Source organism: Sphingobium yanoikuyae, from assembly GCF_013001025.1.
Classification (GTDB): domain Bacteria; phylum Pseudomonadota; class Alphaproteobacteria; order Sphingomonadales; family Sphingomonadaceae; genus Sphingobium; species Sphingobium yanoikuyae_A.
Window position 1 is genome coordinate 1549494 of sequence record NZ_CP053021.1, and the last position, 13007, is coordinate 1562500.

Sequence of the window (13007 nt, forward strand, 5' to 3'; positions counted from 1 at the left end):
AACGCTGCAGGATGGCTCGCGTTATGTCGAACATGTACATCCTATCGGTCCCTTACGATGCAGCGCTTTGGCGCTGCCCTTCTACAAGGCTGACGACACGCCGGGTCAGGTGGTCGCCGTGGCGGCTGGCAGACAACATGCCGAGCAGGAATTGGGGGGCGAGGCTGTCCCGGAACATGAGGGCGGTGCTGCCCGGCCGGGCGTGCATGGCGCGGCGCAAAATTTCCAGGACCGGGCCGTCGCGGTCGATATGCGGCGCCTGCTGTTCCGGTGCGAGTCCGGGAGGAACGATCGCGGCGCGGACGAGCTGCTCGATCACCGGCCAATGGCCAGCGCCCAGATCGATGGCCTCATGGAACAGTGCAGCATCTGTCGGATTGGTGATCGTCCAGTCGTCGACCGCCCGCATCATCCCCGCGAGCGTTGCCGGCATTTCGACCACTGTCTTGCGCTGCCTGAGGGTTTCCAGGCAGGCCAGCGCGCAGAACAGGCGGACATGATAGGGGGAGCCGCATGCGACATGGGCAATTGTCTCGCGCGCGGCATCGCTGAAGTTGAGGCCGGCCTGGGCGGCGCCGCGATCGATCAGGTCGAACACGGCGGCCGTGTCGATCCGCACGATGGGAACGGCTGTCATGTGCCGTCGCAGCGATTCATGGCCTTCGATGAGTTGGCTCAATCCGGACGCGATGCCGACCGCCAGAATATGAACCGGCAGGGCCGCGTCGGAGAGCAGCTTCATGGTGCGCGACAATTCGCCAAGAACAGCCGGATCGGTGATGCGGTCGAACTCGTCGAGGATGAAGATGAATTTTCGCTGCCCATGTTCGGCGAGTGCTTCCACGACATCGCGCGGTCCAACGACGATCGGCGTATCTGTCGCGGGTGAGCGCGGCAGGTTTCCGCGGGCGGCATCGAGGAACGGCGAGATGAGGCTGGTGAAATCCTGCCCAGGCTCGCATGCCATGTAGAAGACCAGATAGCCGCGATTGTCGGCAACATTGGCGAAGACGCGCGCCAGCGAGGTCTTGCCTGTCCCACGGCCGCCAAAGATCATCGCATGATTGCCGCGGTCCAGCACCCCCTCCACCAGCAGGTCCATCTCCTGCTGCCGGCCATGAAGATGGCGGGCGGCCGTGACGGGCTGGGTCGCATTGAACCCCTTGCGTATCGCTGATCGGACAGCGTCAGCGGACATGGCTGCATTTGTAGATGGTGTGATGGATGCAGCGCCGGCCGGCTGCGCATTTTGAGGCGCGCCGCCCGTAGCTCGGGAACGCCGGCCAGGCGCTTCTCGGCGACGCTCGGGCTCGGGCGTTCGTCGGAGCCAACGGGCAATTCTGGTGAAGATATTCACGCAATGCCTCCTGTCAGGATACCGGATCGCATCTCAGAAAGTCCGCTCGTTGACGGTGTAGACGTCACCAGGCTTGACCAGCATATCGAGGCTGGCCTTCTTGATGATCTCCGTGCCACGGTGCAGCGTGATCTTCTTTTCCGATCCGCCCAAAGTCGGCCCGCCGGCCTGGGCCAGCATCTGGCGCAGGGTCATGCCGGTTTCGAAGGCGACGCGGCCGGGCTTGTTCACCTGGCCGTAGATGAAGACCTCCTCTGCCTTCGGCACGAAGATGGAATCGCCTGCGCGCAGGAACTGACCGGTCCCGCTTTGCGGGTCGAGATCGCTGAGCGCAATCCGGCGATCCGCTTCTCCCGTTCGTTGCAGGACCGCATAGTCCGCCGCGTCCGCGCGGGCGCCGCCGGTGCGAGCCAGCATCATCGCGATCGTCTGAGGCCGATCCAGGGGGTAGAGCCCAGGGTTCTGGAGGTTGCCGAACATCGTGACCGATCGACTGACGAAGCTCACGACTTCGACATTGACGATCGGATCGACGAAATATCCGCCGGTCTGCAATTGCCGGCGGATATTGTTTGCAAGGGCGTTGGTCGTGGATCCCTCCGCAACCACGTCGCCGATGCTCGGCAGGGTAATGCGCCCATCTTCCTTGATCCGCGTTTTGACCTCGATCGGATAGGCGCCGAATATCGAGACGCGTATCTCGTCATTGGCACCCAGGACATAGGCGGCGACAGCTTCCTTGTGGTCGACGCCGGCCAATACGGGATTGGCGAGCGCGGCCAGAAGAAGGGAACTGCACAGGTTTCGCATCGCACGGGGTAAGAACATGGCCATGCTCCTCACAATGTAAGGTCAAGGGACAGCATCATCGATGTCGATTTATATCGGTAGCGCTCGACTGCGCTTTCACGCCATTCGTGGCGAACGTCCACGCCGGCCGTCAGGCGGCTGCGCAGTGCAAATCGATATCCGGCGTTGAGCGCGATCGTTTCGTCGGTACCGCGCATCATGTCGGTGTCGATCAACAGCTCGCCCTTGAACTGGCGCCTGGCATAGCTCGCGCCAGCCTGGATCGAAGATCGCGAACTGAGGGTCGCATTGCCGCGCAGCGAAAAATTGGTCAGGACGATATAGGTCGCACCGGTGTTGCTCTGGTTGCTGGTGCTGCGGCTGCCGTCGAATGTCAGGGAGGTGCGCGGCGATGGCCGATAGACGGCACCGGCATGATAGCCCAGGCCCGAATAGTCATCGACCCGTTCATCACGCGCCTTGGTATGAATATAGCCAATTCCGGCACTCCAACTGAGACGCGGAGCGACGGCGCGTTTGAACTCGATCCCAACCCGATAATTGTCGGCACCGCGGCTCATGCGCAGTTCGGAAGTCTCGCCTGACCAGTGGGGGCGGCGGAAAGCTTCGACGTTGAACATCAGTCGGATGTCGCCAAGGCTCGCCTTGCTATAGGCGATACCGATACCGGCGCTGCGGGTGCGGATGTCGAACGGCCGGCGTGAATCGACGCTATTGTTCGTTTGGAGATAGCCGAGCTTGATGACGGGATAGTAACCATAGGGCTTGTCGCACTCGGCCGTGACCGCATAGTCCTGGGTGCGTTCACTGTTGCCGACGATCATGCCTTGATCGGCCAGATCGGCCTGTGCGAAATTCAGTCGGGCGCTTGGACGCAGGTAGCAGAGTGCGCTGACCTTAACATCGCCCTTGGCGGTGAGCGTAACGCGCTCACGATCGAGATTGCTGTAGCGCTGATGGAAGTCATAGCCCAACGATCCCACGACCGTGACCTGGTGGACACCGAGATTTTTCCTGAAGGTGACATCGAGCGCCGGGGTGACACGTACATCGTCCTTGTCACCGGAGACGAGATCATCGCTCTGGCGCAGGACATTGTCGTCGTAGAGCATCCGCACCGTGGGTGCCACGGTCAGGCCGTCAGGCGGCACTTCGACCTGCGCAAAGGCTGGGCAGCCCAAGACGATCGAGCAGGCAAGGGGAAGGCGCGCATAATGCAGGCGGGTCATCTTGCGGCTCCCGTCTGGCTGTATTTTGCAACAATGGCTGCCTGTGGCCGGGCTTTGCCTCGCACGGGTTGCAGGCTCATGGGATAGTTTGCGCCCCACCATGGGCCGCCGGCCCAATAGGCCCAACCCATCCAGACATCGGCATTGGCATCGAGATGCTTGAGCAGGGCGTCCAGGCTGTCGAGGCAGGCGGCATTTGCAGGGGCGCCGAACTCGCCAAGGAAGCCCTTGTGGCGGTTGTCCCGAAGCCATTTTGTCGCCGCTTCCATGCGGCGTTGGATGACCGGCGGTGCTTCGCATTGCGCCTTCATCCCGGAACTGTCCGAGTCCAGATATTGGTGCATCTCGATCGCATAATTGCCGGCTGGATCGCGGAAGTTCTGGAAGGCGGCAGCGTTGGAGGCGCGGCCGCCAGTGATCCAGCTATGCGCGCCGGTCCAGTTGGAGCCCGGCACGAACAGCATGTTGCGCGCACCCGCCTTTCGGATGGCGATGACGCTTTCGTCCACCATCGATCGCCAGCGTGCTGGGGCCATGCCGTTCGGCTCATTCATCAGGCCGAAGGCCACCTGCCTGTTCCCGCGATAATGCTCGGCCAGCCGGCGCCAGAGATCGGCAAGTTTCGCGCTCCCATCTGGCGATTGATCCAGTCGCTGTCCCCCGTTGGCGCCATAATTATGGATGTCGAGGATGATGATCCGGAACGGGGCGAGGATCGCCACGACCTTGTCGAGGCGGGCCTGTTCGGCAGTCGAAAGGGGCTGGAGCGGGACGGGTTGGATCCGCTCCCACAATATCGGAACCCGGACGATCTTCATGCCCATCGCGACGAAGGGCGCCGCGGTGCGGGTATCGGGGTAGATATAATCCTTCCCGAAAATACTCGGCTTCCTGCCCGAGTTGAACTCTCCGCCCGCGAGGTTGATTCCCGACAACGGTGGCTCCGCGCAGGCCATCCAAGGGCATGCCGTCAAGAGCAGGGCAGCACATCGGATCGCAAGGACCGTCCGTCTCGGGTGCTGAGGGGCGCTCATGGTCAGCGCTGCCCGCCTGTGCTAGCAGGGCGCCGCAAAGGAACAGATTGTAGGACATGGCACCGATCGGGAACAGGCAGGCGAGCGTGGATGTCGCTATCGCGCCCGCGTCGCGACATGCAGCGCGGGCCGTCGCCGGACGTGAACGACATGCCGCGTTGCTGACTCATTTCGGCAGCGTCGGATTGTTGTTGATGCGGGGCATCGTGACCGACGTTGGGCAGTCGGGCGATGCGGAAACGCGCATGATCCATTATCGCCGGCAGGTTGATGGAAAATATTGCGTCGAACTGCCCGCGCGCATCGATGTCGATATCGGAGATATGATCATGATCCGTGCGCTGACGCTGCCTGACGGGGCGGTGCGGCCGATCATGGCGCGGGCGAAGAGCCAACGGGAATGGATAATGCTCGATGATGTCAACGTGATCGTCGACGATTATACTCGTGCCACACGCCGGTTCGTTAGTTGGGGCACAGGGGCCGGATCGGCTCTGGCAATGCTGGCGGTTTGCGGCATCGCGGCTCCTCTCGCGCTGACCACAGCGGTATTTTCCTTTGCCGGTGCCTGGAGCTTGCATCGCCGCGATCGCCGAGATCGGACGAGAATCGGCCGCTGGCTTGCCCGTTAGGTCGGCAAGAGTTCCAATGGACATGGTCATGCGAGCATCCCCTGCTGCCGATACCAGGTGATGGTGCGACGAAAGCCTTCCTCCAGATTGATCAGCGGCTGATAGCCGAGGACCGTCTGCGCCCGCCTGATGCTGAACGCGCGGTTATGCCTGAAGATGGTCAGCCGGCGACGAGGTAATGGGGGTTGCAATCCCAGCGGCGCATAAAGTGCTTCGCACAGGCGTGCGGCCATCAGCGCGAGGCTGTAGGGGATGGTCGTCTTGGGCGGTGGTACGTCCAAGGCGGTCGCGACGGCCCTTACATAGTCGCGCAGCGGCAGGAAAGCGCGATCACCCAGGATGAAGGTACCCGATGGCGCATCGGGATGAACCATCGTCAATATGTAGCCGGCGACCAGGTCATCAATGTAGACAGGATGGAAATTGGGTGTTTGCCGACCCGCAAACAGAAAACGGCGGCGCTGGACCAGGCGGAACAGCTTTAGCATCCGGGTGTCGCCTGGCCCATAGGTGGAGCAGGGGCGAACGATGACGACGCTCATGCCCGGCCGGCCCATTTCGTCACGGCAGAGATCTTCGGCTCGCAACTTGCTTTCCTGATAGGGATCGCGGGGGTCGAATGGCGCATTTTCGTCTGCGGGGGCGTCGGCCACATTCCCGTGGACGCCAATCGACGAGCAATAGATGAAGCGCTCGACGCCGGCCCGTCGGCTCGCTTCGAGCAGGGCCCGAGTAGCATCCCGATTGACCTGCATGAACGCCTTGCGCGGTCCTTCGGTACGGAACATCGCGGCAATGTGGAAACAATAGCGTGCGTCCCGAAGCAGTGCGTCGAAACGATCCGTGTCTGTCAGCGAGCCTTCGATCCACTCTATGCCGCTCTCGCGCTCCGCTTCGGTAAGGGGCCTGCGGCACATTGAGCGGACGCGGTAGCCCATTTGCAGGAGTTGACGTGCGAGCGCCCCGCCAACGAAGCCAGTCGCGCCGGTCACTGCTATGATGGGCTGATAACCGATTTCGTTCATGTAAATAGCTTCCAGTCGACGACGAGAGGCGATGCATTCATCATCGCTATCTTGCCTCCAGGCGCATTGATCGGCGAAAGCAATTGCGTCTCCATTGAAGAAACGATCATTCCGTTGCCCGATCGCGATAATATTGCCTCGATCTTGCTTGCGGAAATTCTTACGCAACTGCGGTATTAGTCAACATCAGGGGTAACACCTATCAATTAGGTGCAAATACATAATGGAACATGATTTTGTTATGTGTGAACTTGGTGTTTGTTCGGGTGAGTGACGCGAGCACTCGATGCACGTGCCATCTTGTCCGAGGCGGACGCGTTTTCATGAGCGGATCTGCATGGTGCGTTTGGTTCTTGGCGCCCATTCGATCGTGGAGGCGCGCCGCTATTCAGGCTTTCGGCTCATGCTTGTCGCGTGAGCGCCAGTCGGAGAACGGGTTTGGCATTGCAATTTCTGTCCGCACAGCTGGATCATCTTTACGCCCGGCTGACAGTGATGCGACTCCGCGCGCAAGGCTGCCAACCGGGGCGGGGCCTGCGCGTGCGGGGTGGCGTGCCTTATCTCCGGAACCCCGGATCCTTGGTCATTGGCAACAATGTCCGCCTGCGGAATGAACCGACCCGGATTCGCCTGGCTACGGTTCCGCAGGGGGCTATCATTCTTGGCGACGAGGTTTCGTTGAACACGGGAGTTCATATCTTCAGCGCTGCGCGGATCGATGTCGGCGGCGGGTCGCGTATCGGTGACAATGTCGCGATGTTCGACACGAGCTTCCATCCCGTTCATGAAGGGCGCTCCGTAAGGCCCCGTCCGATCACCATCGGTCGCAACGTCTGGATTGGCCGCAACGCCATCATCTTGCCCGGCGTGTCGATCGGCGATCATTCCGTGGTGGCAGCCGGATCAGTGGTCTTTGATGATATTCCCGCCCGACAGGTGTGGCGGGGCAACCCCGCGGCATTCGTGAAGCATGTCCGGGCGACCGACGATTTTCGACGTAGCTAGGGGGAGGGCGATATGTCAGGTCCGGGGTTGGGGCGCGCAGTCCGTTCAGGCATGGCCTGGTCCATCCTGGAAAGTTGGGGTGTGCAACTGTTGCAGTTCCTGACCTTCCTCGTGATTGCGCGCTATGTCGATGCGACGATGCTGGGTATTGTCGCCATGGCTCTGCTCGTGGGGCAATGGTTCCAGATGATCATATTGTCGGGGATCAGTGCATCGCTTGTCAGCAAGGGCACTGCCGATGCCGACTTGGATGATACGGCCTTCTGGATTTCTGCTGCGGCCGGCGCGCTGCTGCTGATCGCGACCTTCTTGCTAGCCGACTTGGTCGAGCGAACCGCGGCCCGTCAGGGCTTGGGCATGGTTTTGCGATGGCTGAGCGTCGCGAATTTCCTGGGTGCGCTGAACGTCGTGCCACAGGCTTGGCTGACGCGGGCCTTGCTGATGCGGCCATTGGCCACGCGCTCGACAATCTCGACCCTGGTGGGCGGCCTTGTCGGAATAGCACTGGCCGTGGCCGGTTATGGCGTGATGGCGCTGGTGGCACAAAATCTGGCCGTAGCCGTCATCGGGACGATAATCCTGTGGGCCGCCTGCCCGATGCGACCCCGACTGCGTTTTTCACGGGAAAAGGCAAGGGATGTGCTTTTCTATGGCCGTCATGTCGGCGTGACGGGCGCTGCGAATTTCTTCAACGCCAATGCTGACATCATGGTCATCGGCCTGGCGCTCGGTGGCGCAGCGACAGGCATTTATACCGTCGGCAAGCGGGCTTTGCTGGCCGCCAATCTGATGCTGGCGCGTGCGCTGTCCCGTGTGGCACTTCCGGTCTTCTCGCAACTCAAGGGGGATCCGCCCCGCCTTGCAAAGGCTTTCCTCAGAATAGTGTCGGCGACATCGTCCATAACGACCCCGGCCTTTGTCGGCCTGGCGATCGTATCGGACGAGTTTATTTTCCTGTTGTTCGGTCCGCGTTGGGCGGCGGCAGCCGATGTGATGCGCTATCTCAGCCTGTTCGGGGCGCTCCAGGCGATCGGCATTTACAATCAGTCGCTTATGCTCGCCATGGGAAAGCCGCAATGGCAGACTTGGCTGGCGGGCATTTATGCGCTGGTCAATATTGTCACCTTCTTCTTTGCCGTTGAATATGGGATAGCTGCGGTCGCTGCCGCGTTCACGGCGCGCGCCTATATCCTCTATCCCCTGTCCGTCTGGCCAGTTGTGGTTCTGCTGCCGCTGGGATGGCGGGATTATTGGAAAGCGCTGCGGCCCAGTGTCGTCGCATCGCTGGTCATGGCTGTTTTTCTATGGGGGCTCCGGTTCGCATTGGCCGGCCAAGCGCCGATTCCGATGCTGTTGTCGACGGTCATCGCTGGGGCAGCGGTCTATATGATCGTCCTCGGACTGGTCGGACGGACCATTGTCGTCGACATGTTCCATTTCGCACGGGCAGGGGGCAAACGTGTGTCCTCCACCAGTTAAATTTCCGAAGTGGACATTTTTGGAAATCCTCCGGCAATGACATTTTGCAGCTGCGGAACGAAATTTCTCAAAATGTGTAAAACTACCTACTATACTTCCCCTAATGCCGATGTTAAAAATTGCGCATTGCAGCAGAGAATTATGTAAACCTCCAACTGGATCAATAATCGGTCAGGGGTGAGCATGGGGCAGACGTCCGATTGAAGACGTGAGCCGGTTTCTGCCATCCCTTTCAGGGTGACGGTCGCAGCATATGAAATAATTCTGGGCGTTAAGCGCGGGGTTTGAGTTATGTTCGCAGCCGTCAGACGATTTAACATCATGCCGATCTCCAAGGCGGGCCAAGTCCGCGCCAGCTTTTCGCTGGTCAGATTGCGTTGCCTCAGGCGCCACGTCTCGTGGAGTGGGGTCAGTCGCTATCTGGTCGGGTTAGCCATGGTCGCGATCGCGCTCGCCGCTTTTCAGGCCGATGACTATCCGTCCTTCTCCAGCGAATTTTATGTGATATTCACATTCGTTGCATTGTTTACGACGATGCTGTTCGGCGCCGGACCGGGCTTTCTGGCTGGTATCGCCGCCTTGGCGGTCACTTATTTGCTTGAAGGCTTTCATGGCGGCCTGCTTGCGGCGGGCGCCTTCCTCATGGCCCTGGTTGCCGCCAACGTCGTGGCGCTTCGCGCGACATTCTGGCGCGCTAGGGCGGAATATCAGGCTGCCCATGTCGGCCGGCTGATGACGCAGATGAAGCTGCTGACCGACGGCGCGGCGCATTATGCCCTCTACATGACCGATGTTTCGGGGTTCATCCTGCATTGGAATCGAGGCGCCGAGCGCTTTACCGGCTGGTTGACCGGCGAGGTGATGCATCGCCATGTCGCGCTGCTCTATCCAGGGCGCGCGGAGATCAAGGCGCGCATGGCGCAAGCCTTCGTCTTCGCCCGGCAGCATGGCAGCTGGGAATTTGATCATGAATGCTGCCGCAGCGATGGCACCATCTATCTGCAAAATTGCGTTGTCACGGCATTGTACGACAATGACGGAGCGTTGCAGGGCTTTGCCAACCTGATCCGCGACGTCACGCTGGAGCGTGCGCATGAGCTTGCGCTACAGGAGCGGGAGCATGAGTTGCGGCTGATATTGGAGACCGCGCCGGATGCCGTCTTCGTATTCGATGCCGACGGCTGCATCGAATATATCAACGAAGCGGCCTCCCGCATGTTCGGCTATGATCTGGTGGATCTCAAAGGCCAGAATTTCGAGAGCCTGCTGCTGGTCTGCCCCTCTGAAGACGAAGTGCCTGATGACTATCCATTCCGGATCGTCGATGTTTCGGAAAAGATCGAGCGGCAGTTGATCGGCCGGCATCATAATGGCTCGAACTTTCCGACCGAGATGACCTTCGTGCGGATGGAGGCGAACGGCGGCACAAGGTTTACCGCTTTCGTCCGCGATCTTTCTGAGAGGCTGTTTGGGAAATCGGCGGCAGGGGTTGTCATAGGCGTATCTGCGTGATTCAGGCTCTGGATGTGGACGCAGCAGAGCCGGGGGCGGATGGCCCAGATTGCGAAGAAGACGAAGCGTTATCCCAGTGACCTGACCGATGAGGAATGGGATCGCCTTGCGCCGTTGATGCCCAAGCCGGGTCGTCGAGGCCGTCCCCGCGAGGTGGATTTCCGCGAAGTGATCAACGCGGTCCGCTATCTGGTGCGATCGGGGTGTGGTTGGCGGATGCTGCCGATCCATTTTGGCGCCTGGCAGACGGTCTATGGCTGGTTTCGGGAGCTGGCACGCAGGTTCCTGTTCCAGACGATCCACGACATCGAATTGATGTTGGACCGAGAACGTGAGGGGCGAGAAGCCAGCCCCAGTGCGGCGGTCATCGACAGCCAGTCGGTCAAGGCGCCTTCCGCAGAAAAGCGCGGTTTTGACGCAGGCAAGAAGATCGTCGGTCGCAAGCGGCATATCGCAGTCGACACCGATGGACGCTTGCTGATGGTCAACCTCACTACCGCCGATATCTCCGATAGTGCAGGCGCTCAGGCGATCCTCGATGGCATCCGCAAGCGCTGGCCGTGGGTGAAGCATCTCTTTGCCGATGGCGCCTATGATCGCCTCAAGCTCATGGACAAGGCCAGCTACCTCGACTTTGTCGTGGAGGTCATCCGTCGAAGCGATCGCCAGCAGGGCTTCAAGGTGCTTCCGCGCCGCTGGGTCGTCGAACGCACCTTCGGATGGATGACCCGATGGCGCCGTCTGGTCCGCGACTACGAAAAGCGCATCGACGTCTCACAGGCGATGATCCTCGTCGCCATGGGTGGAAACCTACTACGCCGAAACGCTCATCCCTGATTTTCCAAACGGACTCTGAGCAGGAGGCGACGAAGGCTCGGCTGGAAACCCTGCAGGCGGAAATGCTGGATGGCACCCGCTATAGCGCAATGGGGGCGATGGCGTCGATGCTGTCGCATGAGTTGACCCAGCCGTTGACTGCGCTTGCAGCCTATATGGAGGGCGGCAGCATCCTGCTCAACAATCTCAACGGCGGGAGCCGGGCGAAGCTGGACGAGATTTTCCATCTCGCGTCAAGCGAAGCAGTGCGGGCGGGGGCGATAATGCGCCATTTGCGCGACTTTACCAGCAGCGGCGAAGCGCAATTGGAGGTACAGGATATCGGCGAAATGGTGCGCAGCAGCATTGCGCTCGTCCGCCCCGCAGCAGCCCGTGCGCAAGTCCGCGTCGTGCTTCGGGTTGCGCCGGACGCGGGGCCGGTATTCGCCGATCCGATCCAGATCCAGCAGGTGATCGGCAATCTTTGTCGCAATGCCATCGATGCGATGCGCAACATGGATGAGCGGATACTGACGATCCAGGCGTCCCGCGTCGATGAGCTTACCACCCAAGTCATGATTACCGACACTGGCTCGGGCATCGCTGCGGAAATCCGCGAGCGGCTGTTCGACGCCTTTGTCACGACCAAGGAAGAGGGAACTGGGGTCGGATTGTCCATTTGTCGAACAATTGTGGAGGCCCATGGCGGGCGGATCTGGGTTGAGCCCGCGCCTGCCGGCAGCTGCTTTTGTTTCACATTGAAGCGTAAGAAGGGGATTCTTTGTGGAGGAAATGAAGACGATTCACATCGTGGACGACGAATATTCCGTCAGAGCGGCAACGGCATTCTTGTTGGAGCTTGAAGGATATTCGGTCCGCACTTGGCAGAGGGGCGCTCATTTCCTCGCCGCCGCGCCGACCGAGCCGCCGGGTTGCGTCATCCTGGACCTGCGCATGCCCGACATGGATGGACTGGAGGTACAGCGCCGGCTCAATGAAGCGGACCTTAATTTTCCGGTCATCATGCTGACGGGGCATGGCGACATTGCCGTGACGGTCGCGGCAATGAAGATGGGCGCCGTGGATTTCCTGGTGAAGCCGTTCGAGCGGCAGAGCCTGCTGCAGGCGGTCGAGAACGCCTGGTCGGTGCTATATGATAATGGTGCGCGCCGGCAAAGGGTCGCGCAGGCGCAATCGCTGGTGGAAAAGTTGACGCCGCGCGAGCGCGATGTTCTGGCAGGCCTGACAATGGGGCTACCGAACAAGCACATCGCCCTGCAATTGGGCATCAGCCCGCGCACGATCGAAATTCATCGCGCAAACCTGATGGCAAAGCTCAAAACGCGCAATCTTTCGGATGCCCTGAGAGTTGCATTTGCGGCGGGAATAGGCCGGAGGCTGGATGGATGAGCGTCAATATTTCTGCCGCCGTGGTGCTTTTTGTCGCCATAGCGAGGGGATTGTCGCGATGAGCGCCAATAGTGCGATCGGGAGCCAGAAAATTGCGAAAAGGCGATCTGGCCATGCTGGCTTGATTTCGACGAGCGATGCATTTTGACGTTGCCAGAGATAATAAAGGCCGATCGCCCAAACGGCCAATATGATTGTCGCACTGGCACAGAGTGCAATGGTCATATTCTCCTGGACCTCCCATTTTTGGATGAAGGGCGATGATCTGGTTTACCTGATTTAACAAAAAAAGATGAGATTAATATAAGTGAAATTACGCTGTTAATAAAATTGCAGATTAAGTTGCATTCGTTCTGATATAGAATTGAATTTCTGATAATTGATTGGTTAATATTAATTAGGTGTTGTCACGGATTGATGCTTTTGAGGTGTCCGTGCTCTTGTTGGTTGAATTAATTTCGCTCCTCTGCGTGCTGCGGAACTGGGAGCGTCCGGCCATTGCTGTGTCAGTGGTCGACAATCGACGAGAAAAGGACAGGGCATGGCAAATCCGGATTTGGCGGCGCGTTTCCACAGCGCGAGCGGAACGGGGGCGTTAATCGCCAGGCGCAATGCACGCCTGTGGCTGTGCCTGCTGTTGCTATCAGCTGATTGCTTGGCGCTGCTGATTGGCTTTGGTGTAGGCGCGCGCCTCTCGC

The 13007-nt window shown here is 59.9% G+C and carries 14 protein-coding genes (1 of these 14 only partly in view); 8 read left to right on the plus strand and 6 right to left on the minus strand.

All coding sequences use genetic code 11. The features are described from left to right. Positions 1 to 52: 52 nt before the first annotated feature. From HH800_RS07845 to HH800_RS07860, 4 genes are all read right to left on the minus strand, one after another. Entirely contained in the window at positions 53 to 1198 is a 1146-nt protein-coding gene (locus HH800_RS07845) for an AAA family ATPase (protein WP_169860733.1), read from the minus strand. Positions 1199 to 1390: 192 nt separating this feature from the next. After that, on the minus strand, positions 1391 to 2185 hold the full coding sequence (locus tag HH800_RS07850; RefSeq protein ID WP_235682048.1) for a polysaccharide biosynthesis/export family protein: 795 nt from the start codon (positions 2183 to 2185) through the stop codon (positions 1391 to 1393). An 11-nt stretch (positions 2186 to 2196) separates the two neighbouring features. Beyond that, positions 2197 to 3396, minus strand: a complete 1200-nt coding sequence (locus tag HH800_RS07855) for an outer membrane beta-barrel protein (protein WP_169860735.1) — start codon at positions 3394 to 3396, stop codon at positions 2197 to 2199. Then, complete coding sequence (locus HH800_RS07860; protein WP_235682049.1) at positions 3393 to 4331, minus strand: glycoside hydrolase family 5 protein; 939 nt, start codon at positions 4329 to 4331, stop codon at positions 3393 to 3395. The genes HH800_RS07855 and HH800_RS07860 overlap by 4 nt, the downstream gene beginning before the upstream one ends. A gap of 155 nt (positions 4332 to 4486) precedes the next feature. On the opposite strand from HH800_RS07860, the gene HH800_RS07865 reads away from it, so the two are divergent. After that, on the plus strand, positions 4487 to 5062 hold the full coding sequence (locus tag HH800_RS07865) for a hypothetical protein (RefSeq protein WP_169860737.1): 576 nt from the start codon (positions 4487 to 4489) through the stop codon (positions 5060 to 5062). A 26-nt stretch (positions 5063 to 5088) separates the two neighbouring features. Here HH800_RS07865 and HH800_RS07870 read toward each other — a convergent pair whose 3' ends face one another. Then, positions 5089 to 6255, minus strand: coding sequence for an NAD-dependent epimerase/dehydratase family protein (locus HH800_RS07870; RefSeq protein WP_169860738.1), 1167 nt, complete (start codon positions 6253 to 6255; stop codon positions 5089 to 5091). A gap of 270 nt (positions 6256 to 6525) precedes the next feature. Between HH800_RS07870 and HH800_RS07875 the strand changes: the two genes are divergently transcribed. The 6 genes from HH800_RS07875 (at position 6526) to HH800_RS07900 (ending at position 12309) form a co-directional block, all read left to right on the plus strand. Next, positions 6526 to 7092 carry an acyltransferase gene (locus HH800_RS07875; protein ID WP_004207140.1) on the plus strand — a complete coding sequence of 189 codons (567 nt, stop codon included), beginning with the start codon at positions 6526 to 6528 and terminating at the stop codon, positions 7090 to 7092. A gap of 51 nt (positions 7093 to 7143) precedes the next feature. Continuing rightward, positions 7144 to 8571 (plus strand): lipopolysaccharide biosynthesis protein, encoded by a 1428-nt coding sequence (locus HH800_RS07880; protein WP_169860739.1) that lies wholly within the window; start codon positions 7144 to 7146, stop codon positions 8569 to 8571. A 321-nt stretch (positions 8572 to 8892) separates the two neighbouring features. Beyond that, positions 8893 to 10083 carry a PAS domain-containing protein gene (locus HH800_RS07885; protein ID WP_235682050.1) on the plus strand — a complete coding sequence of 397 codons (1191 nt, stop codon included), beginning with the start codon at positions 8893 to 8895 and terminating at the stop codon, positions 10081 to 10083. A 12-nt stretch (positions 10084 to 10095) separates the two neighbouring features. Then, positions 10096 to 10920, plus strand: a complete 825-nt coding sequence (locus HH800_RS07890; protein WP_125990377.1) for an IS5 family transposase — start codon at positions 10096 to 10098, stop codon at positions 10918 to 10920. Positions 10921 to 10982: 62 nt separating this feature from the next. Continuing rightward, on the plus strand, positions 10983 to 11762 hold the full coding sequence (locus HH800_RS07895) for a sensor histidine kinase (protein WP_235682051.1): 780 nt from the start codon (positions 10983 to 10985) through the stop codon (positions 11760 to 11762). Continuing rightward, on the plus strand, positions 11692 to 12309 hold the full coding sequence (locus tag HH800_RS07900) for a response regulator transcription factor (protein ID WP_072894451.1): 618 nt from the start codon (positions 11692 to 11694) through the stop codon (positions 12307 to 12309). The genes HH800_RS07895 and HH800_RS07900 overlap by 71 nt, the downstream gene beginning before the upstream one ends. A 3-nt stretch (positions 12310 to 12312) precedes the next feature. Here HH800_RS07900 and HH800_RS07905 read toward each other — a convergent pair whose 3' ends face one another. Then, positions 12313 to 12534: a hypothetical protein gene (locus HH800_RS07905; protein WP_125988862.1), complete on the minus strand. Its 222-nt coding sequence runs from the start codon at positions 12532 to 12534 to the stop codon at positions 12313 to 12315. Between the two features lie 316 nt (positions 12535 to 12850). Between HH800_RS07905 and HH800_RS29000 the strand changes: the two genes are divergently transcribed. Continuing rightward, on the plus strand, positions 12851 to 13007 hold the 5' portion of the coding sequence (locus HH800_RS29000) for a sugar transferase (protein ID WP_235682052.1). The gene runs 1229 nt beyond the window's last position; only the first 157 of its 1386 coding nucleotides appear in the window; the start codon lies at positions 12851 to 12853; the stop codon falls past the right edge of the window.

Excerpts from the sequence above, each read along its gene's own strand:
- HH800_RS07880 (WP_169860739.1), top strand. The coding sequence starts at position 7,144 with ATGGCCTGGTCCATCCTGGAAAGTTGGGGTGTGCAACTGTTGCAGTTC.
- HH800_RS07865 (WP_169860737.1), top strand. The coding sequence starts at position 4,487 with ATGGCACCGATCGGGAACAGGCAGGCGAGCGTGGATGTCGCTATCGCG.
- HH800_RS07855 (WP_169860735.1), bottom strand. The coding sequence starts at position 3,396 with ATGACCCGCCTGCATTATGCGCGCCTTCCCCTTGCCTGCTCGATCGTC.
- HH800_RS07895 (WP_235682051.1), top strand. The coding sequence starts at position 10,983 with ATGCTGGATGGCACCCGCTATAGCGCAATGGGGGCGATGGCGTCGATG.
- HH800_RS07890 (WP_125990377.1), top strand. The coding sequence starts at position 10,096 with ATGTGGACGCAGCAGAGCCGGGGGCGGATGGCCCAGATTGCGAAGAAG.
- HH800_RS07845 (WP_169860733.1), bottom strand. The coding sequence starts at position 1,198 with ATGTCCGCTGACGCTGTCCGATCAGCGATACGCAAGGGGTTCAATGCG.
- HH800_RS07885 (WP_235682050.1), top strand. The coding sequence starts at position 8,893 with ATGCCGATCTCCAAGGCGGGCCAAGTCCGCGCCAGCTTTTCGCTGGTC.
- HH800_RS07900 (WP_072894451.1), top strand. The coding sequence starts at position 11,692 with ATGAAGACGATTCACATCGTGGACGACGAATATTCCGTCAGAGCGGCA.
- HH800_RS07850 (WP_235682048.1), bottom strand. The coding sequence starts at position 2,185 with ATGTTCTTACCCCGTGCGATGCGAAACCTGTGCAGTTCCCTTCTTCTG.
- HH800_RS07905 (WP_125988862.1), bottom strand. The coding sequence starts at position 12,534 with ATGACCATTGCACTCTGTGCCAGTGCGACAATCATATTGGCCGTTTGG.